General features: G+C 69.0%; 14 protein-coding genes and 3 tRNA genes. 3 read left to right on the top strand and 14 right to left on the bottom strand.

The annotated features are described in order from the left end of the window. Window positions 1-15: 15 nt before the first annotated feature. The 3 genes from selB to ABD893_RS15760 all read right to left on the bottom strand — a co-directional run bounded on the left by selB (window position 16) and on the right by ABD893_RS15760 (window position 3,302). Window positions 16-1,803 (bottom strand): selenocysteine-specific translation elongation factor, encoded by a 1,788-nt coding sequence (gene selB, locus ABD893_RS15770; RefSeq protein ID WP_345082977.1) that lies wholly within the window; start codon window positions 1,801-1,803, stop codon window positions 16-18. Beyond that, the gene (gene selA, locus ABD893_RS15765; RefSeq protein WP_345082491.1) at window positions 1,803-3,146 is read right to left on the bottom strand and encodes an L-seryl-tRNA(Sec) selenium transferase; all 1,344 of its coding nucleotides are present in this window, start codon (window positions 3,144-3,146) and stop codon (window positions 1,803-1,805) included. The genes selB and selA overlap by 1 nt, the downstream gene beginning before the upstream one ends. Window positions 3,147-3,207: 61 nt before the next feature. Continuing rightward, window positions 3,208-3,302: transfer RNA gene (locus tag ABD893_RS15760), tRNA-Sec, on the bottom strand. A gap of 75 nt (window positions 3,303-3,377) precedes the next feature. Between ABD893_RS15760 and selD the strand changes: the two genes are divergently transcribed. Continuing rightward, window positions 3,378-4,403 carry a selenide, water dikinase SelD gene (gene selD / locus ABD893_RS15755; RefSeq protein ID WP_345082488.1) on the top strand — a complete coding sequence of 342 codons (1,026 nt, stop codon included), beginning with the start codon at window positions 3,378-3,380 and terminating at the stop codon, window positions 4,401-4,403. A 179-nt stretch (window positions 4,404-4,582) separates the two neighbouring features. On the opposite strand, the gene nrfD is transcribed toward selD, so the two are convergent. From nrfD to ABD893_RS15715, 8 genes are all read right to left on the bottom strand, one after another. Continuing rightward, window positions 4,583-5,695, bottom strand: coding sequence for an NrfD/PsrC family molybdoenzyme membrane anchor subunit (gene nrfD, locus ABD893_RS15750; protein ID WP_345082485.1), 1,113 nt, complete (start codon window positions 5,693-5,695; stop codon window positions 4,583-4,585). After that, window positions 5,692-6,693 (bottom strand): 4Fe-4S dicluster domain-containing protein, encoded by a 1,002-nt coding sequence (locus tag ABD893_RS15745; RefSeq protein ID WP_345082482.1) that lies wholly within the window; start codon window positions 6,691-6,693, stop codon window positions 5,692-5,694. The genes nrfD and ABD893_RS15745 overlap by 4 nt, the downstream gene beginning before the upstream one ends. After that, complete coding sequence (gene fdnG, locus ABD893_RS15740; RefSeq protein ID WP_345082479.1) at window positions 6,690-9,986, bottom strand: formate dehydrogenase-N subunit alpha; 3,297 nt, start codon at window positions 9,984-9,986, stop codon at window positions 6,690-6,692. The genes ABD893_RS15745 and fdnG overlap by 4 nt, the downstream gene beginning before the upstream one ends. Window positions 9,987-10,115: 129 nt before the next feature. Next, window positions 10,116-10,406, bottom strand: a complete 291-nt coding sequence (locus ABD893_RS15735) for a hypothetical protein (RefSeq protein ID WP_345082476.1) — start codon at window positions 10,404-10,406, stop codon at window positions 10,116-10,118. Window positions 10,407-10,950: 544 nt separating this feature from the next. Continuing rightward, on the bottom strand, window positions 10,951-11,319 hold the full coding sequence (locus tag ABD893_RS15730) for a chorismate mutase (protein ID WP_345082473.1): 369 nt from the start codon (window positions 11,317-11,319) through the stop codon (window positions 10,951-10,953). Further along, a complete protein-coding gene (gene clpX, locus ABD893_RS15725; RefSeq protein ID WP_345082470.1) occupies window positions 11,316-12,656 on the bottom strand; it encodes an ATP-dependent Clp protease ATP-binding subunit ClpX in 1,341 nt (446 codons plus the stop codon). The genes ABD893_RS15730 and clpX overlap by 4 nt, the downstream gene beginning before the upstream one ends. A 287-nt stretch (window positions 12,657-12,943) precedes the next feature. After that, window positions 12,944-13,615: an ATP-dependent Clp protease proteolytic subunit gene (locus ABD893_RS15720; RefSeq protein WP_345082974.1), complete on the bottom strand. Its 672-nt coding sequence runs from the start codon at window positions 13,613-13,615 to the stop codon at window positions 12,944-12,946. A 72-nt stretch (window positions 13,616-13,687) separates the two neighbouring features. Beyond that, window positions 13,688-14,263 carry an ATP-dependent Clp protease proteolytic subunit gene (locus ABD893_RS15715; protein WP_345082972.1) on the bottom strand — a complete coding sequence of 192 codons (576 nt, stop codon included), beginning with the start codon at window positions 14,261-14,263 and terminating at the stop codon, window positions 13,688-13,690. 463 nt (window positions 14,264-14,726) lie between these two features. Between ABD893_RS15715 and ABD893_RS15710 the strand changes: the two genes are divergently transcribed. Next, window positions 14,727-15,563, top strand: coding sequence for a C40 family peptidase (locus tag ABD893_RS15710; protein WP_345082467.1), 837 nt, complete (start codon window positions 14,727-14,729; stop codon window positions 15,561-15,563). Between the two features lie 85 nt (window positions 15,564-15,648). On the opposite strand, the gene ABD893_RS15705 is transcribed toward ABD893_RS15710, so the two are convergent. From ABD893_RS15705 to ABD893_RS15695, 3 genes are all read right to left on the bottom strand, one after another. Then, window positions 15,649-16,230 carry a dihydrofolate reductase family protein gene (locus tag ABD893_RS15705; RefSeq protein ID WP_345082465.1) on the bottom strand — a complete coding sequence of 194 codons (582 nt, stop codon included), beginning with the start codon at window positions 16,228-16,230 and terminating at the stop codon, window positions 15,649-15,651. A gap of 157 nt (window positions 16,231-16,387) precedes the next feature. After that, a complete protein-coding gene (tig, locus tag ABD893_RS15700) occupies window positions 16,388-17,962 on the bottom strand; it encodes a trigger factor (RefSeq protein WP_345082462.1) in 1,575 nt (524 codons plus the stop codon). A gap of 84 nt (window positions 17,963-18,046) precedes the next feature. Further along, window positions 18,047-18,120 (bottom strand) — tRNA-Pro (locus ABD893_RS15695). Between the two features lie 138 nt (window positions 18,121-18,258). Between ABD893_RS15695 and ABD893_RS15690 the strand changes: the two genes are divergently transcribed. Further along, window positions 18,259-18,332, top strand: a tRNA-Gly gene (locus ABD893_RS15690). The last annotated feature ends 16 nt before the right edge of the window (window positions 18,333-18,348 follow it).

The raw sequence follows: 18,348 nt of genomic DNA, 5'->3' as shown, positions 1-18,348 counted from the left end.
CGCTCAGCATGGGGTTCAGCGCACGATCTCGCGATGGCCGGGGTCCGTACGTCGCGTCCAGCCGCGGCCATCGAGATGCTCGAGCAGCGGGATCGCGATCCGGCGGGTGGTCGCAAGCGCCTGCCGGGCCTCACTGGCGGTGAAGGGCTGCGGCAGCGCGGCAAGTGCACGCATCGCGAGTGCGGGCGCCGACGGCAGCAGGATCACCTCATCCGGCAGCCGCAGCAGCCGACCCTGCGCGGCGGCGGCGGCGAGCTCTCTCGCACCGAGCCCCAGCGCGGAGAGATCCTCGGCCTCCGGTGCCCCGAACGGCGTTCGGGCGAGCCGCTCCTCGAGCGCACGAACCCCTGCCTCTGCGGCACCGAGACCCTGCCCGGAGACTGCATCGCGCACCCGGCCTTCGCGCTGGATGAGTCCGGCGGCGGCCACCACCACATCGAGCATCGCCTCATCGGGCAGAGTGAGCGCATCGATTGCGGCCTTGCCCGGCAGCCCGGCAGAGAGCGGATCGGCGCGACGCTGCTCAGCGACGAGCCGGGCCAGCTGCTCCGTCCACCCGTGCAGCGCCTCCGTGTCCACCAGCCAGACCCCGTGACGATGCACCGTCTCGGGCAGCGGTGTCGGCAGCACCATCCCGAAGCGGAGGAGGCGGGAGTCGTGCACCGCGCCACGGCGCCGCACTTCGCCGGCGAGGTCGCCACCCAGCGGCATCTGCTCGAGCACGGTGCGTCGCCGAGCTCCGTCGCCGCGCCGCTCGAGGCCAGGCGGGTCGAGGTCGAGCACCTGCACGCCGTTGCGCACCGAGTGGCTGCCGCTGCCGCGCAGCACCAGGTGGTCCCCGAGCTGCAGCGGGAGCGGGTGGTCCAGGGTGAGGCGTGCGTGATCTGGCCCCAGCGGGCGCACGCGTGCCCCGACAGCGGCGGTGCCGATATGGGCGACCAGCTGCTGCGGGGCATCGTCGAGGGGATCGCCGGTGCTGCGGCGCACGTCCAGGAGCTGAGTGAGTGCCCAGGCGTCCGGGGTGAGCAGCGCGTCGCCGCGGCCGATCTCCTCGGTGCTCACCCCGCGCAGGTTCACGGCGGCCCGGCTGACCGGACCGAGCTGCTCGAGAGGGCCACCGCGGCTCTGCAATCCGCGCACCACCACCTCGCCGCCGCGGTCCGCTCCGCACAGCGCGAGGCGGTCCTCGCGATGCAGGGTGCCAGCGGTCAGGGTGCCGGTGACCACGGTGCCGGCTCCCGAGATCGAGAAGGAACGGTCCACCCACAGTCGCACGCGCCCGTCGATCGCGGGCTCCTGTGCGGCGCCGACCGTGTCATCGAGCAGAGTGCGCAGCGCGTCGAGGCCCTGCCCGGTCACGGCCGAGACACCGACGGCAGGTGCGCTGGCGAGGCCCGTCCCTGCCAGTTCGCTGCGGGCCTCGGCGAGGACCTGCGCGACCCGGTCGGGGGCGAGATCCGCGCGGGTGATGACGATCAGGCCCTGGTCGATGCCGAGCGCCGCGATCGCGTCGCGGTGGTCGGAGGACTGCGCCTGCCAGCCCTCATCCGCGGCGATCACGAAGCAGACGATCGGGGCGGGGCCGAGGCCTGCAAGCATGTTGCCGAGGAAGCGCTCATGGCCGGGCACATCGACGAAGGACACCTCACGGCCCGAAGGCAGGGTGGTCCAGGCGAAGCCCAGATCGATGGTCAGCCCGCGCTGCTTCTCTTCAGCCAGGCGGTCCGGTTCGATTCCGGTGAGGGCCCGGATCAGAGTGGATTTGCCGTGATCGACATGACCAGCGGTGGCGATGACCTGCATCATCGTGAGGTCTGTGCCAGGACCTCGCGGGCCGTGGTCACAGCCCGGAGGAGTCGCTCGTCCTCGGTGGCGGGCACGCAGCGCAGGTCCAGCAGGCAGTCGCCGTCCCGCACGGTGGTGACCACGGCGGGGTCCCCGATGCGCAGCGGGCCGGCGAGCTCCTCCTCCACGGCGAGCGCCCAGCCAGGCAGCGGCACCTCGGCTCCTCCCCCGCCGCCGACCCTGCCCTCATGCGGGAGAACCTGCCCGCCGAGCTGCGCGGCGAGACGCTCGGTGCGCTCGCGCAGGGCGTCCGGATCCTGGCGGAGCGCGGCAAGGACCGGCGGCACCGGTCCGGTCAGGGTCGCCTCGAGCGCGGCGAGGGTGAGCTTGTCCGCCCGCACGGCTCGGGCCAGTGGGTGGCGCGCGAGGCGCGCGATGATCTCCGAGCTTCCCAGCAGGATCCCGGCCTGAGGGCCGCCGAGCAGCTTGTCCCCGCTGGCGATCACCAGCTCTGCGCCGTCGCGCAGGGCGGTGGCGGCATCGGGTTCGTCGGGCAGTCGCGGCTCGGGTGCCAGCAGTCCGCTGCCGAGATCCGCCACGAGCGGCACCCCGGCCTCGCGGCAGGGATCGGCGAGCTCGCGGAGACCCACCTCGGAGGTGAAGCCGATGACGCGGTAGTTGCTGGTGTGGATCCGCAGCACGCAGCCGGTCGCCGGGCCGAGCGCGCCCATGTAGTCGGCGAGGTGGGTGCGGTTGGTGGTGCCGACCTCGCACAGGCTCGCACCGGTCGAGGTGATCAGATCCGGCAGGCGGAAGCCGGCACCGATCTCGATCAGCTCACCGCGACTGAGCACCACCTCGCGGCTCCCGGCCAGCGCCGTGACGGCCAGGATCAGTGCCGCCGCCCCGTTGTTGACGACCAGTGCGTCCTCGGCCTCGGGGCAGGCGCCGAGCAGCGCCGCTCGGGCTCCGGCCCCTCGGCGGGAGCGGGCACCGGTGGCGAGATCGAACTCGACGTCGGTGTACCCGGCGGCACTCTGGAGTGCCTCGCGGGCGGCCGACGACAAAGGTGCCCGGCCGAGGTTGGTGTGGACGATGACCCCGGTCGCATTGAGCACCGGCCGCAGCGACGCCGCGGGCCGGTCCCCGAGCGCGGCGAGGATCTCGTCCTGCACCTGCTCGGGAAGGATCTCGCCGATCCGGGCCCGGTCCTGGACCGCGCGCACGATCCCGACCACCACGCGCTCGCTCATCGTCGCCGCTGCGGCGGCAACGGAGGGGTGAGCCAGCAGGTGATCGGTCCGCGGGATCCGACGGCGCGGGTCCGTGGTCTCCTCGCCGGGCTGCGGGGGCACAGGCACGGGACCTCCTGGGGCCGACGGGCGGGCCGCCCGCGGGGGCGGCGGATGTGAGGCGGATGAGTGGCGGAGGCGGACGGGAATCGAACCCGCCAGACCGAGATGCTCGGTCTCACCGGTTTTGAAGACCGGGGCGCCCACCAGGACACGTACGCCTCCGCCGTCCAAACTATCACCGCCGGACCAGGGACGACTCGCCCCGCACCGGCATCTGCGACGTCATAGGCTCAGGGCATGAGCGAGAACCCGATCCGTCCCGTGTCCCAGCCCTCGATCCGCCTGACCACCATGGCGCACGGCGGTGGCTGCGCCTCGAAGATCCCGCCGGGTGAGCTTGAGGACGTCGTCTCCGCCCTCTCCGGACAGCAGTACGAGCAGGTGATCGTGGGTCTGGAGGACGGGGATGATGCCGCGGCGGTACGGATCGGAGGGGCCGACGGGGACACCGCGGTGCTCTCGACCGCGGATTTCTTCACTCCCGTGGTCGATGATGCCTTCGACTGGGGCCGCATCGCCGCCGCGAACGCCCTCTCGGACATCTACGCGATGGGTGGGGATCCGGTGGTCGCGATCAACCTCGTGGGCTGGCCCCGCGGGGTGCTCCCCTACGAGCTGCTGCGGCAGGTCCTCGCGGGTGGGTTGGAGGTCGCCAGGGAGGCCGGGGTGCCGGTGATCGGCGGGCACTCGGTCGATGATCCGGAGCCCAAGTACGGCATGGCGGTCACCGGCACCGCGCATCCGGACCATCTGCTGCGCAATGACGCCGCCGAGGCCGGGTTGCCGATCACGCTCACCAAGCCGCTCGGTGTGGGTCTGCTGAACAACTGGATGAAGACCACCGGCGAGGTCTCCGCCGCGGCGATCGAGACGATGACGCAGCTGAACCGCGATGCCTCCAAGGCAGCACTCGCCGCCGGCGCGAAGGCCGCGACGGACGTCACCGGCTTCGGTCTGCTGGGTCACCTGTTCAAGATGGGTCGCGCCTCCGGCGTGGGCATGGTGATCGACCGGGCCTCGGTTCCACTGGTCAACGGGGCCGCCGAGGCGCTGCGTGACGGCTACGTCTCCGGCGGCACGCGTCGGAACCTCGAGTGGGTGCAGGCCAGCAGAGGTCTGCGCGCCGGAGCCGGCATCACCGAGGAGGATCTGCTGCTGCTCGCGGACGCGCAGACCTCCGGCGGGCTGCTGGTGATCGGTGAGGTCCCCGGCTACCCGATCATCGGCGAGACCGTGGCAGGCTCAGGCATCGACGTGCGCTGAGCCGCTCCCGCGCTTCCGCCTCAGCGCCGCATCTCCCCTCAGCGCCGCCCTCCCCTCGGCGCCGCCCTCCCCGCCAGCGATGCAAAGTGGGGGAATAGCTGGATCTATCGCCCTACTTTGCCCCGCTGACGCGCGAGGGCGAGGGCGAGGGCCAGGGCACCAGGCCCAGGGCGCTGGAGTCAGACGGTCGTGATGGAGTCGACGGTGATGCCTGCGGCGCGGCGTGCGGCGAGCCGTGCCTTCTGCGGCTCGATCACCCGGCGCGGGTCCTTCACGGACTCCAACCCCGCATACAGCACCCCGAAACGGGTCAGCGCGGAGGAGGCCAGCAGAGCGGCTCCACTGGCTGCCGCGAGGTAGCGGTTCCGCCCGCCGAGGAGAGTGCCGATCCCGCCGGCGATCGCGAGACGCTCGGACCACGTAAGCAGCGACCCGGCCCGTCCGGTCTCCAGCGGCTCGGCCTCCAGCGGATGCATCGAACGCTTCATGAGGTGCATGGAGACCACGTCTCCTGCCACCCCGGCAGTGGCGAGCAGTCGGGCCGGACCGGCCTCCGAGACGGGGCTGGTGAGCATCGCAGCACCACCGGCGGCGAGGCTCGCCGAGGAGGTGAAGAGATAGGAGAGGTGCCCGCGGCCTGCTTCCCAGGTCGGGACGACGGTGTTGCCCAGCAGGGCACCCGTGTAGGAGGCCAGCAGGGGTGCGAGCGCTGCCTGTCCCAGCGAGGAGGGACCCTCCATTCCGCCGAGCAGGCGCCGCAGCATGCCCAGCGGGAGCTTCTCCCCTGTCATCCGGTCCACCTCGAGGGCGCCCAGCACCCCGGAGAAGGTCGCGAACCCGCCGAGGATCCAGGTCCCCAGGCTCATCGGGGAGGTCACCTTGACGGTGCGCATCATGTTCAGGAACCGCTCGGGACGGCCGAGGTCCTCGATCAGTGCGGCCGTGCCCGCGCCCACTGCGCCGAGCGCGATGAGGCGGGAGTTGCGGCGCAGCAGCGGTCTGCCGGTGCACTGCGCTCCGAAAGCGAGCAGACCGGAACCACCGGCGACCCCGCCGAGGAAGAGGTAGATCGCGATCGGCTCCCGCCAGGGCGGAGCCTTGACCACGGGACGGCCGTAGTAGGAGTCGAACTCGTCGGACCGCTCGAACTCGACATCTTCGACGACGGCGCCCTCGCGGGAGCCGTCTCCCATGCCGACCTCGGTGAGGCCGCGGCGGCGCCGTCCTCGACCCTTGCGACGCTTCCGCGGCAGCTCGGGCGGGCGGTCGGCATCGAACTCGGTGAGGCTCATCGACGCCCTCCCAGGAAGGAGAGCGCGGCCACGGCGACCATGCCCGCGGCCGCGATGCCCACCCGGGCGTAGGTGGCGGGCAGGGATTTGGTGGGGACCTGCGGGTCCGGCGGGAGCCCGTAGACCTCCGGCTCGTCCAGCAGCAGGAACACCGAGCCGGTGCCCCCCACGCCGTCCTGGGGGTTCGCGCCGTACAGCCGGGCTTCGGTCATGCCGCGATCGTGGAGGTCGGTGACGCGTTGCTGCGCCTCGACGGCGAGGTCGGGATGATCGCCGAACTTGATGGACTGGGTGGGGCAGGTCGCGGAGCACGCCGGCTCCTGGCCGTCGACCATCTTGTCGTAGCAGAGGGTGCACTTGCTGGCGGTGCCCATGCGGTCGACCTTGTCCTCGCGATGGGCGAAGGGCGAGATGGTGCCGTCGTCCCGCCGTTCGATGACGCCGAAGGGGCAGGCGCTCACGCAGGTGCCGCAGCCGTTGCAGACGTCCTGCTGGACGACCACCGAACCGAACTCGGAGCGGAAGATCGCACCGGTCGGGCAGACGTCCAGGCAGCCGGCGTTGGTGCAGTGCTTGCACACGTCCGAGGACATCAGCCAGCGGAACTCGGGCGTGTCAGGCGGGGTGCGGTCGGTGCTCGAGAGACCCCCGGCCGGAGTCGCGCCGCGGTGGCCCGAGGTCTTCGGGCCGATGCCGGGCATGCCAAGGCTGACGAGCTTGCGGCCCGAGTCTCTGGCCTCCTCGATGCGCTCCTGGCCCTGTTCGATGAAGGCGACGTGGCGCCAGGTGTTGGCCCCGAGCTCACCGGTGTTGTCGTAGCTCGAGCCGAGGATCTCCAGGTTGCCGTCGATAGGGTTGCGGTTCCACTCCTTGCACGCCACCTCGCAGGCCTTGCAGCCGATGCAGATCGAGGTGTCCGTGAAGAAGCCCTTGCGCGCGTGGTCATGACCCCAGCCGGTGTTCACGGCGGGTCCCTCTGGTCCGGCGAGCAGGCTCATCGGTGCTTCATCTCCTTCATCGAACGTTCTCCGCTGGGCACCGCACCGGCTTCCTCCGGTCCCCGCACGGTGTGGGAGACGGAGTCATCGGCAGGTCCGGCCCCCGGGGCGCCCTCGGCGCCGTCGACCGCCGGATGCTCCTCCGGGATCAGACCAGCCCGGCGGCGATATTCCTCGACCAGTTCGTTGCGCTCGACGCCCCGGGGACGGCGCCCCGGGATGAGGGTGCATGAGTTGTTCTTGCTGTTCTGGATCTGGGTGTTGGCATCGAGGTTCATGCCGATGAGGTCATTGGCGCCGTCACCGGTGATGATCGCCTCGGTGCCCTGGCCCCAGTGGAACGGGAGCCCGATCTGGTGGACCACCCGCTCCCCCACCTTCAGGGGCACCATCCGCTCGGTGATCAGCACCTTCGCCTCGATCGCGCTGCGCGCCGAGATGATGGTCGCCCACCCATAGGGCTCCAGCCCGACCTCCTCGGCCAGCTCCGGGGAGACCTCGCAGTACATCTCCGGCTGCAGCTCCGAGAGATAGGGCAGGAAACGGCTCATCCCACCAGCCGTGTGATGCTCGGTGATCCGGTAGGTGGTGAACACATAGGGATACACCTCTCCGCCCGGCCCCATCGCTCCGGGTGAGCTGAGGTTGTCCTCGTCCCGGAAGGTGACGCGGGTGGGGTTGGACTGCTGCGTGTACAGCGGGTTGCGGATGTTCGACTCCGGGGACTCATAGTGGGTCGGCAGCGGGCCGTCGACCAACCCGGTGGGGGCGAACAGCCAGCCACGTCCGTCAGCCTGCATGATGAAAGCATCGGTGCCGGAGAGCGCTGCGGCGCCGCCCTTGCTGGGGTCGCCCGGATCATCCGGACGTTTGGTGAGGGGGAAGTCCGGAACGTCGTTGCCGATCCACTGACCCGCCTCTTCGTCCCACCACACAAGCTTCTTCTTCTCGCTCCAGGGCCTGCCCTGGGGGTCGGCCGAAGCGCGGTTGTAGAGAATCCGACGGTTCGCAGGCCAGGCCCAGCCCCACTCCGCGGCGGTCTGGTCCTGTTCCTTGCCGGACTTCCGGCGGCGGGCCTGGTTGATGCCGTCGGCGTAGACGCCGGCGTAGATCCAGCACCCACCGATCGTGGAGCCGTCGTCCTTCATCTCCCCGAAGGTCTTGAGCGGCTGCCCGGCCTTCTCCCCGGTGAGGTGGCGGCCGTTGATCTCTGCCAGCACTGCCTCGGCGTCGGGCTCGCCGTGCTCGTTGACGGGATAGTCCCAGGTGAGATCGAGGATCGCGCGGTCGCGAGGATCGGTGGAGTCCTTGAGCTTCTCGCGGATCCTCACGCCGAGGTCGTACATGAACTCGAGGTCGCTCTTGGCGTCACCGGGCGGCTGGACGGCCTGGTCGCGCCACTGCACCATGCGCTGGGTCTGGGTGAAGGAGCCCGCCTTCTCGGTGTGGTTCGCCGCCGGCAGGAAGAACATCTCGGTGGCGATCTGCTCGGGGGACAGCTCCCCGGACTCGATCTCCGGGCCATCCCTCCACCAGGTGGCGGATTCGATCATGTAGAAGTCCCGAACCACCATCCACTGCAGGTGCGACATGCCCAGGCGCTGGAGCCGCCCGTTCGCGGAGCCGACGGCCGGGTTCTGGCCGAATAGGAAGTATCCGTCGACCCCGTCCTCGAGCATCCGCATCGTGGTCTGGTAGGTGCCGTGCGCGCCGGTCAGCTTGGGCAGATGATGGAATCCCCAGTCGTTCTCGACGGTCGCGTTCTCGCCCCACCATGCCTTGAGCAGGTTGATGGTGTAGATATCCGCGTTCGCCCAGAAGCCCTTCTGCTCCTTCTTGCCGATCCCGCGGGTGAACTCGGCGAAGTCGTCCTGGCCCACCTTCGGCATCGGGAGATAGCCGGGAAGGATGTGATAGAGCGTCGGGATGTCCGTGGAGCCCTGGATCGTGGCGTGGCCGCGCAGCGCCATGATGCCGCCGCCCGGGCGGCCCATGTTGCCCATCAGCAGCTGCAGGATGCCGGAGGTGCGGATCATCTGCGCTCCGCCCTGGTGCTGGGTCCAGCCCAGCGCATAGGCGAACATCGTGGTCTTCTCACGCCCTGACGCCTCGGCGATCGAGGTCGCCAGATACTCGAAGTCCTCCGGGGCGATGCCGCAGGTGTCCTGCACTATCTGCGGGGTGTAGCGGGCGTAGTGACGCCGCAGGATCTGGAGCACGCTGCGCGGATGCTGCATCGTCTCGTCGCGCTCGGGCAGCCCACGGGCGATCCTGTCCTCGCCACCGGCATATGCCCACTTGCTGTTGTCGTAGGTGGAAGTCTCCGGGTCGTAGCCGGAGAACAGGCCTCCGAGATCTTCGGGGTCGCCGTACTCCTCGGAGATGAGCGTCGAAGCGTTGGTGTATGCCCGGACGTACTCCTTGAAGTACAGCTCGTTCTCGAGCACATGCCGGATCACGCCGCCGAGCAGCACGATGTCGGTGCCCGAGCGGATCGGGATATGTCGATCGGCGTTCGCCGAGGTGCGGGTGAAGCGAGGATCCACGTGGATCACCCGCGCGCCGCGCTTCTTCGCCTCGATCACCCATTGGAAGGCGACCGGGTGCGCCTCGGCCATGTTCGAGCCCTCGATGACGATGAGGTCAGCGTTGGCGAAGTCCTGGACCGACTGCGTGGCACCGCCACGTCCGAACGAGGCTCCCAGACTGGGAACCGTGGCGGAGTGTCATATACGCGCCTGGTTCTCCATCTGGATGGCGCCTGCGGCGGTGAAGAACTTCTTGATCAGATAGTTCTCTTCGTTGTCGATGGTCGCACCGCCGAGGCTGGCGATTCCCATCGTGCGCTTCAGAGGGCGGCCGTGCTCGTCCTCCTCCTCCCAGTACTTCCGACGGGAGGCGATGAAGCGATCGGCGATCATGTCCATCGCGGTGTCGAGCTCGAGGTCCTCCCACTCGGTCGCGTACGGCCGACGGTAGCGGACCTTCGTCTGGCGGAGGTAGGAGTTCGCGAGCTGCTCGCTGGCCGCGCCCTTGGGGCACAGTCGACCGCGGGACACCGGCGAATCCGGATTACCTTCGATCTGGATGACCTTGCCATCCTTGTGGAAGACACGCTGACCGCAGCCGACCGCGCAATACGGGCAGACGCTGTCGGTCACCCCGTCGACATCGGCAGTGCGCGGGGCGGTGCTGCGGGTCTTGGCCGAGGTGACCGCTGCGCCGCGGCCGGTCGGATCTGCCCCACGAAGCTGCCGGATCACCGGCCAGTCGAGGAACGTTGTGCGAGCCATGCCTGCATCCTACCCACCGCGTTCACGCCGCAGGCGCCGTCGCCCGACTTCTCCTCTGCTGGATTCTCGTCTTCCCGCCCGGGCAGAGTGGCGGCAACCCGCCAGTTCCCCTCGGCTCAGCTCCTCGGCTCAGAGCCGGTAGATGTCCGGTCGTGGAAGCGGGTCCGGCATCGGCCACCGGTCGGGAATCGGCAGCGGCTGCGGAAGCGGCTGCGGCAACGGCCAGTTCTCCGGAATCGGCAACGGCTCAGGAAGCGGCAGCGGAAGTGGAAGCGGAAGCGGCTGCGGAATCGGGAGTGGCTGCGGAAGCGGCCAGTATTCCGTCACCGGCGGCGGGAAGCTCGGGCACACCGGCGGTCGTGGCAGCGTCAGGATCGGGAGGGTCCCGATCTCGAAGACGTCCAGCTCGGGCTTGATCACTGGGCAGTTGGGGATCCCGAATCTCGGGATCGTCGGGACCGGGAACGGGAACGGGAACGGGAGACTCGGGACCGGGAACGGGAAACTCGGGACCGGCACACCCGGCAGAGAGACTCTCCCGCCTCCACCGCCGTCAGCGGAGACCTCGTCCTGGGCCTCGGCGTGCCGGTTCAGCTCGTGCTCATCCGCTCGGAGCATCTCGATCATCTGCTCGATGAGCGGCTTCACCTGGCCGCTCCATCGCTCGCGGAACGAGTCCGCGTCCGTGCCGATCCATTCGATTCCGTCGATCAGCCCAGTGCACCTCCCCAGCAGCGCCTCCACCGTCCCTGCCGCCGTGCCGCAAGCAGAGCCCTGCTGACGCAGCGCCTCGACCTCGGCTCCCCAGAACCCACCCATCGTTCTCTCCCCCGGTTCGTCACCATCCGTCTTCGATGAAAACTACGGGGGTCCCTGATATCCGTCGATGGGGAGGACTATCCATGCCCCCCGCCGCAGGGAGCGCGGACCTGGGGAGCGCGTCCTGGTCAGCTCGCTGCAGAGCTCACTCTTCTGCTGAGCTCGGTGCCGGGGCTACGACGGAGCTCTGGTCGCGGATCCGCTCGTGGTGGCGGATCACCTCGGTGACGATGAAGCGCATGAAAGCCTCGGCGAAGGTGGGGTCCAGCCCCGCCTCGTCGGCCAGCGCACGCAATCTCTCCACCTGCTTCCGCTCCCGGGAGGGATCGGCCGGCGGAAGCCCATGCTCCGCTTTGAGGACTCCCACGCGCTGGGTGTGGGCGAAACGCTCAGCGAGCAGATGCACGAGCGCTGCGTCGATGTTGTCGATGCTCCGCCGCTCCTCCAGCAGCAGTTCGCGTGCCCTCCTCTCGGCGTGATCGTCGCCTGCGGGGCTCGTCTCCGCACCGGTCATGCTGTGCGCTCCTGGCGAGCCGGGGGGTTCTCCCGGTCTGCGTCCTTGCCGGTGAGCATCAGCGGGGCGCGGCCCTCGGTGATCACGCCTTCGGTGATCACGACCTTCACGACGTCGTCGCGAGACGGCACCTCGAACATCACCGGTTGCAGGGATTCCTCGAGGATCGCGCGCAGTCCACGTGCTCCCGTCTCCCGCTGGATCGCCCTGTCGGCGATGGCCTCCAGGGCGCTGCGCTCGAAGTCGAGTTCCACCCCGTCCAGCGCGAACATCTTCTGGAACTGCTTGACCAGTGCGTTGCGGGGCTCCGTCAAGATGGTGATCAAGGAGTCCCGGTCAAGGTTCGAGACGCTCGTGATCACCGGCAGACGCCCGATGAACTCGGGGATGAGCCCGAACTTCAGCAGGTCCTCCGGCAGCAGCTTGGCGTAGATCTGCTCCTGCTCCAGGGGCGTATGCAGCTCAGCGCCGAAGCCGATGCCGCGCTTGCCCAGGCGGGAGCCGATGATGTCCTCGATACCGGAGAAGGCACCCGCCACGATGAACAGCACGTTCGTGGTGTCGATCTGGATGAACTCCTGGTGCGGATGCTTGCGCCCGCCCTGCGGCGGTACCGCGGCGACGGTGCCCTCGAGGATCTTCAGCAGGGCCTGCTGCACACCCTCCCCGGACACATCGCGGGTGATCGACGGGTTCTCCGACTTGCGACCGATCTTGTCGACCTCATCGATGTAGATGATGCCGCGCTCGGCCTTCTTGACGTCATAATCGGCGGCCTGCAGGAGCTTGAGCAGGATGTTCTCGACGTCCTCCCCGACATAGCCCGCCTCCGTGAGTGCGGTCGCGTCCGCCATCGCGAAGGGGACGTCGAGCATCCGGGCGAGAGTCTGCGCGAGGTAGGTCTTGCCGCAGCCGGTGGGACCCACCAGCATCACGTTGGACTTGGCGACCTCGATGTCATCCCGGCCCGTGTCGGCTTCCTCTGCGAGGCTCACTGCAGCACTCTTCGCCGGCGACGCAGATTCTGCGGCGTCCTGGGCACGAATGCGCTTGTAGTGGTTGTAGACAGCGACCGCGAGCGCACGCTTCGCGGGCTCCTGGCCGACGACATACTCCTCGAGGAAGTCGAAGATCTCTCGAGGAGCAGGGAGCGGAGCCTCATCCTGGGCGACCGGCTGAGCAGCCTGGATCTCCTCGGCGATGATCTCGTTGCACAGCTCGATGCATTCCTCGCAGATGTACACCCCCGGACCGGAGATCAGTCGTTCGACCTGCTTCTGCGACTTTCCGCAGAAGGAACATTTGAACACGTCGGACCCATCGCTCGTACGCGCCATGTCCGTGTCCTTTCATCGGGCCGTCAGCAGTGCACTTGCAGAGTCTTCGGGTCACGGCTCGAGCCCCTCGGACCCTCACCACGGTACCGCCCAGACGCTCCTGGACGCGGTAGGCGACGCACCCCGGGACGCCGCGCCGCGAGGAACCTCAGCCCTCTCCTCAGGCGATGACCACCGCCGCAGGAACGACATCAGCCCCCGCCGACGCTCGGAAGCGGGCAGGGGCTGATGTCAGCGGTTCCAGCACCCTGGCGAACCTCAGCCGAGGCGCCGGAACCGGTAGGAGGTCACTTCGAGAGCTGGGCGCGGGGCACCTTGCGAGACTCCAGCACCTGATCGACCAGGCCGTAGTCGAGAGCTCCGGCTGCGGTGAGGATCTTGTCGCGCTCGATATCGACGCTGACCTGCTCCTTGGTGCGGCCGGAGTGGAAGGCCAGGGTCTCCTCGAGCCACTCGCGCATGCGCATGATCTCGTTGGCCTGGATCTCGAGGTCGGACGCCTGACCGCCGCCGCCCTCTCCACCCATCGAGGGCTGGTGGATCATGATGCGCGCGTTCGGGAGCGCCAGGCGCTTGCCCGGAGCGCCCGCAGCCAGCAGCACCGCAGCGGCGGAGGCCGCCTGACCCAGGCACACCGTGGTGACCTCGGGCTTGATGTACTGCATGGTGTCGTAGATCGCGGTGAGCGCGGTGAACGAACCGCCGGGGCTGTTGATGTACAGCGTGATGTCGCGATCCGGGTCCTGGGACTCCAGGACCAGCAGCTGGGCCATCACGTCATCCGCGGAGGCATCGTCGACCTGGACGCCCAGGAAGATGATGCGGTCCTCGAACAGCTTTGTGTAGGGGTCCTGGCGCTTCATGCCGTAGGCGGTCCGCTCCTCATACTGAGGCAGAACGTAACGGGAGGTGGGAAGCGGGCCTGCCGGGGCCATCCGGCCGGCCTGGGCGGTCGGCATGGCGCCGATGGTGCGGGGATCGAAGGTCACTGGGTCTCCTTGAGTCACGGTGTCGGTGGGTGCCGGGGCCGGTCAGTCGGCGGTGCCGCCGCCGCCGGTGACGTCACGCGCGCCGGTGACGATCTTGTCGATGAAGCCGTACTCGAGCGCCTCTTCCGCGGTGAACCACTTGTCGCGGTCGGAGTCGGCGGTGATCTGCTCGACACTCTTGTCGGTCTGCTCGGCGGTCAGCTCGGCGAGGGTGCGCTTCATCGACAGGATGAGCTCTGCCTGGATCTTGATGTCGGTCGCGGTGCCGCCGAGGCCGCCGAGCGGCTGGTGCATGAGCACGCGGGTGTGCGGCGTCGCGAAACGCTTGCCCTTGGTGCCGGACGTCAGCAGGAACTGCCCCATCGAAGCAGCCATGCCCATTCCCACCGTGACGACATCCGGCTGGATGTACTTCATGGTGTCGTAGATGGCCATGCCGGCGGTGATCGAACCGCCGGGGCTGTTGATGTAGAGGTAGATGTCCTTGTCCGGGTCCTCGGCAGCGAGGAGGAGCAGCTTGGCGCAGATCGCGTTGGCGTTGTCGTCGCGCACCTCGGACCCGAGCCAGACGATGCGCTCGCGCAGGAGGCGCTGGTAGACGTTGTCGTCCAGCCCCATGGGGGTGTCGCCAGCCGCGTTGCGGGGCGGGGAGGTCTGAGTGCTCTGCGAGGTCACGCGGGTCACGGTGTCTCCTTCATAGCGGAAATCGTCGATGACACGACTCTAGGCGCTGGGCACTGCTCTCGCGGGCCCTGTTCGCCGCAGGCGCACTGCGGACCAGGACAGCGGGCTCCGTCGGGGTCGAGAACGCTCTTCCCCTCTGGAGAGCTCCTCCCACCCGGGAGATGCGCGTCTCGCTGTGTCCCAGCCCTCGCGAGTTCGTCAAGTCGGGGCGAGATCGGGTCACGTCCGGCAAGGCCTGTGTAAAAAGCATGCCAAAACCACGGTCCGGCTCTGCCAAGCACCCTTACCGGGGGCCCTCCGCTCTCCTACGGTGACTACATCGCCTCGAAGACGGTGGTCACCACAGCCTGCAGTACACCCCGGCCCCGCCGGGACCGGAAGGAACGAACCGCACATCATGGCTCAGCACAACTCGCATCGCACCCCCGGCCGCGCCCAGCTCCCGACCCACCAGGCCCAGCTCGCGGCCCGTGGCCTCGGTGGAGCTGCAGTCCTCGGCACCGTCGTCCTCGGCAGCGCTTTCGTCGGCGGCGCCGCACAGGCCGCTCCGGCTGCTCCGGTCGCCAGCGCTCCGGCCTCCCCTGCGGTCAACGCCGCCCCCGCAGCCCCCACCGTCGCCGCGCCCACCGCAGTTCTGGACAGCACCCAGAAGCTCCGCTGGGGCTCGCGCAGCGGCGCCGTGCAGGATCTGCAGTCCGCGCTCAACGACCACGGCGCGAGCCTGTCCGTCGACGGCGTGTTCGGCAAGCGCACGCACGCCGCGGTGAAGGACTACCAGGCATCCCAGGGCCTCCAGGTCGATGGCGTCGTCGGATCGAAGACCCGCAGCGCGCTCAACGGCGGCGGCGTCTCCACCGGCGGTGCCTCGGCACCCGCCGCGTCGACCTCGAGCTCCTCCTCGAACACCAGCTCGATCGTCAGCGCCGCTCGCTCGGCCCTCGGCACCCCCTACAGCTGGGGCGGCTCCTCGCTCGGCGGCATGGACTGCTCGGGCCTCGTGAACTACGCCTACCAGGCCGCGGGCATTTCCCTCCCGCGCACCTCGAGCCAGATCGCCAACGGCGGCCGCTGGATCTCGCAGTCGCAGGCCCAGCCGGGTGACATCGTCGCCTGGTCCGGCCATGTCGCGATCTACGCCGGCAACGGCCAGATCATCGACGCCTCCGGCTCCAAGCAGCGCGTCGTCGAGCGTTCCATCTGGGGCAACCCGATCGGCTTCGTGACCTACCGCTGATCCGCAGTCGCAGACTCTCGAGCGGCCCGGTTCCCTTCTGGGGAGCCGGGCCGCTCGCCTGTCTGCGCATCGCTCAGCTCGTCGCTCAGCGCGACCGGTAGATCCTGCCGAATGCCGCCTCCGCGCCGGGGATCGGTCCGACCAGCTCCCACTCGACCAGGCGCCCACCGGGCACCTCGAAAGCGCGGGTGCCGTCGCCCAGCATGACCGAGGCCGAGAACACCAGGAGTTCGTCGACGAGGCCGTGCTCCAGTGCCTGGCGGGCGATGTCCGCGCTGATGATCTGCACGTCCTTGCCTGCTGCGAGCTGCTTCGCCCGGCGCACCGCCTCGACGACATCCACGTTCCATGCCATGACGGCGGAATCGTCGGCGAGCTCCGCGGGGCGGTGGGTCAGGATGATCTCGGTGCCCTTCCACGCCCCGCCGTAGGCCTCTGCGGTGAGCTCATCGCGCTGGTCGGCCTGTTCCCGTGCCGCGTCGTAGCCACGTCGTCCAGAGAGGATGACGCCGACGTCCGCGGCGAGTCGTGCGACCACCGACTCGTCCATCCTCGGGCAGGCTTCGAGCCATGCCATGTCGTGTCCGGGCCCGGTGATGAACCCGTCCAGGGACGCGGTGAAGCTCCAGGTGACCTTGCTCGGACGAGATGCGGTCGGCGAACTCATCAGGGACCTCCAGGGAGGGCGTCCTCGGCCGGGGCGGCCCGGGCCATCCTCGGCCGGGGCGGCCCAGGCCATCGAGTCTTCCACCGACGACGCCGGGCCGCCACCCCCGTGGGGTGACGGCCCGGCGTCGTCTCACGCCCCACGAGGGGGCGGTGGGTCACTCGGAGTCGGTCGCCTCGGCGGCCTCGTCCTTCTTCGCAGCAGCCTTCTTCGCCGGAGCCTTCTTGGCGGGGGCCTTCTTCGCGGGCTTCTCCTCCGCGGCGTCGGCGTCGGCCGCGGCAGCAGCCTTCTTCGCCGGAGCCTTCTTGGCAGGAGCCTTCTTCGCGGGCTTCTCCTCGGCAGCGTCGGCATCGTCGGCCGCAGCAGCCTTCTTCGCCGGAGCCTTCTTGGCAGGAGCCTTCTTGGCCGGTGCCTTCTCTGCGGGCTTCTCGTCAGCCTCTGCCGCCTCGGCGTCGGCGCCCTCGGCCTTCAGGCCCAGGTCCAGGACATCGCCCTGAGCGTTCTTCACGGTGACATCCGCGAGGACGACCTCGAGCGCCTTGGAGCGCTGGACCTCGGAGAAGATCTGCTCGAGCTGGCCCGACTGGGCGAGCATCTGCAGCAGCTGGTTCGACTCGACGCCGTACTGAGCCGAGAGCTGGGTCATGTAGTTCATGAGGTCGCTCTGCTCGACGTTCACCTCGCGGGTGCCGTTGATCTCGTCGAGCAGGAACTGCGCGCGGACGGCCTTCTCGGTGTCCTCGCGGATCTCCTCGCCGTGCGGATCGCCGGCTTCCTTGCCCTCGTTCTCGAGGTGGGAGAGGATCTCGTCCTCCACCAGCTGCTCGGGAACCGGGATCTCGAGCTCCTCGAGGAGCTTCTCGAGCAGTGCGTTGCGGGCCAGGCCCACACGGTTGCCCTCGGCGTCAGCAGCGGCCTGCGTGCGCAGATCCTCCTTGAGCTCGTCGATGGTGTCGAACTCGGACGCCATCTCGGCGAACTCGTCGTCGGCCTCGGGCAGCTCGCGCACCTTGACGGACTGCGCGGTGACCTTCACCTGGGCGTCCTCGCCGGCGCGGTCGCCGCCGGCCAGCTTGGACACGAAGGTGGTGGTCTCCTCGGCGGAGAGGCCGATGAGCGCCTCGTCGAGGCCCTCGAGCATGTTGCCCTCACCGATCTGGTAGGACACGCCCTCGACGGACTCGATCTCGTCGTCCTCGATGGTCGCGACCATGTCGAGGGAGACGAAGTCGCCGTCCTCTGCGGGACGATCCACACCCACGAGGGTGCCGAAGCGCTCACGCAGCTCGTTCAGGCGCACCTCGACGGCGTCCTCGTCGACGGTCGGCTCCTCGATCTCGATCTCATAGGTCGAGAAGTCGGGCAGCGTGATCTCGGGGCGCACGTCCTGCTCGACGGTGAAGAGCAGGCTGCCGTCCTCCGAGCCGTCCAGGCCGGGGACCTCGGTGATCTCCACCTCGGGGCGGCCGACGGCCTTGATCTCCGCCTCAGCAGCTGCCTGCTGGTAGAAGTCGGGCAGGGCGTCGTTGACGGCTTCCTGCATGATCGCCGGGCGGCCGAAGCGCTGCTCGACGAGCTTGGAGGGGACCTTGCCCTTGCGGAAGCCGGGGATCTGCACCTGATCGGCGATCTTCTTGGTGGCGGTCTCGACGGCGGGCTTGAGCTCGTCGAAGGGCACCTCGACGGTGAGCTTCACCCGGGTGGGGCTGAGCTTCTCGGACTCGGTCTTCACTGGTCAGGTCTCCCTGTAGATGGACAGTAGGTGGACGTTTCAGATGGCGCCCCGGGGCCCGCACGCGGGCGTCCCGGCACGGAGTCGGGGTGACAGGATTTGAACCTGCGGCTTCCCGCTCCCAAAGCGGGTGCTCTACCAAGCTGAGCTACACCCCGGGGGGCAACCTTGGAGATATTACCCGTTCTCGCTGCGTAGTGCCCCGGTCCGACCGGGGCGTTGTGAGGAGACGCATGTCGCCTCCGCCACTGCGAATGTGCTCTCGCGCCGCTGATCTGGTTCAATGGTTCCGCAGCGCGGGCGTAGCTCAATGGTAGAGCCTCAGTCTTCCAAACTGATTACGCGGGTTCGATTCCCGTCGCCCGCTCCATGGGCCTGAGCCGCGT

Origin of the sequence: Brachybacterium paraconglomeratum, assembly GCF_039541415.1 — a bacterium.
Classification (GTDB): Bacteria; Actinomycetota; Actinomycetes; order Actinomycetales; family Dermabacteraceae; genus Brachybacterium; species Brachybacterium paraconglomeratum_A.
The sequence above is the reverse complement of the archived record's forward strand: the minus strand, read 5'-3'. Positions and strand labels throughout refer to the sequence as shown.

What these genes read in the sequence shown, in the direction of transcription:
- nrfD (WP_345082485.1), bottom strand. Translation starts at nt 5,695, where the DNA reads ATGAGCCTCACCGAGTTCGATGCCGACCGCCCGCCCGAGCTGCCGCGG.
- ABD893_RS15715 (WP_345082972.1), bottom strand. Translation starts at nt 14,263, where the DNA reads ATGGGGCTGGACGACAACGTCTACCAGCGCCTCCTGCGCGAGCGCATC.
- ABD893_RS15730 (WP_345082473.1), bottom strand. Translation starts at nt 11,319, where the DNA reads ATGACCGGTGCGGAGACGAGCCCCGCAGGCGACGATCACGCCGAGAGG.
- ABD893_RS15705 (WP_345082465.1), bottom strand. Translation starts at nt 16,230, where the DNA reads ATGAGTTCGCCGACCGCATCTCGTCCGAGCAAGGTCACCTGGAGCTTC.
- ABD893_RS15720 (WP_345082974.1), bottom strand. Translation starts at nt 13,615, where the DNA reads ATGCCGACCGCCCAGGCCGGCCGGATGGCCCCGGCAGGCCCGCTTCCC.
- selB (WP_345082977.1), bottom strand. Translation starts at nt 1,803, where the DNA reads ATGCAGGTCATCGCCACCGCTGGTCATGTCGATCACGGCAAATCCACT.
- clpX (WP_345082470.1), bottom strand. Translation starts at nt 12,656, where the DNA reads ATGGCGCGTACGAGCGATGGGTCCGACGTGTTCAAATGTTCCTTCTGC.
- selD (WP_345082488.1), top strand. Translation starts at nt 3,378, where the DNA reads ATGAGCGAGAACCCGATCCGTCCCGTGTCCCAGCCCTCGATCCGCCTG.
- ABD893_RS15710 (WP_345082467.1), top strand. Translation starts at nt 14,727, where the DNA reads ATGGCTCAGCACAACTCGCATCGCACCCCCGGCCGCGCCCAGCTCCCG.
- ABD893_RS15745 (WP_345082482.1), bottom strand. Translation starts at nt 6,693, where the DNA reads ATGAGCCTGCTCGCCGGACCAGAGGGACCCGCCGTGAACACCGGCTGG.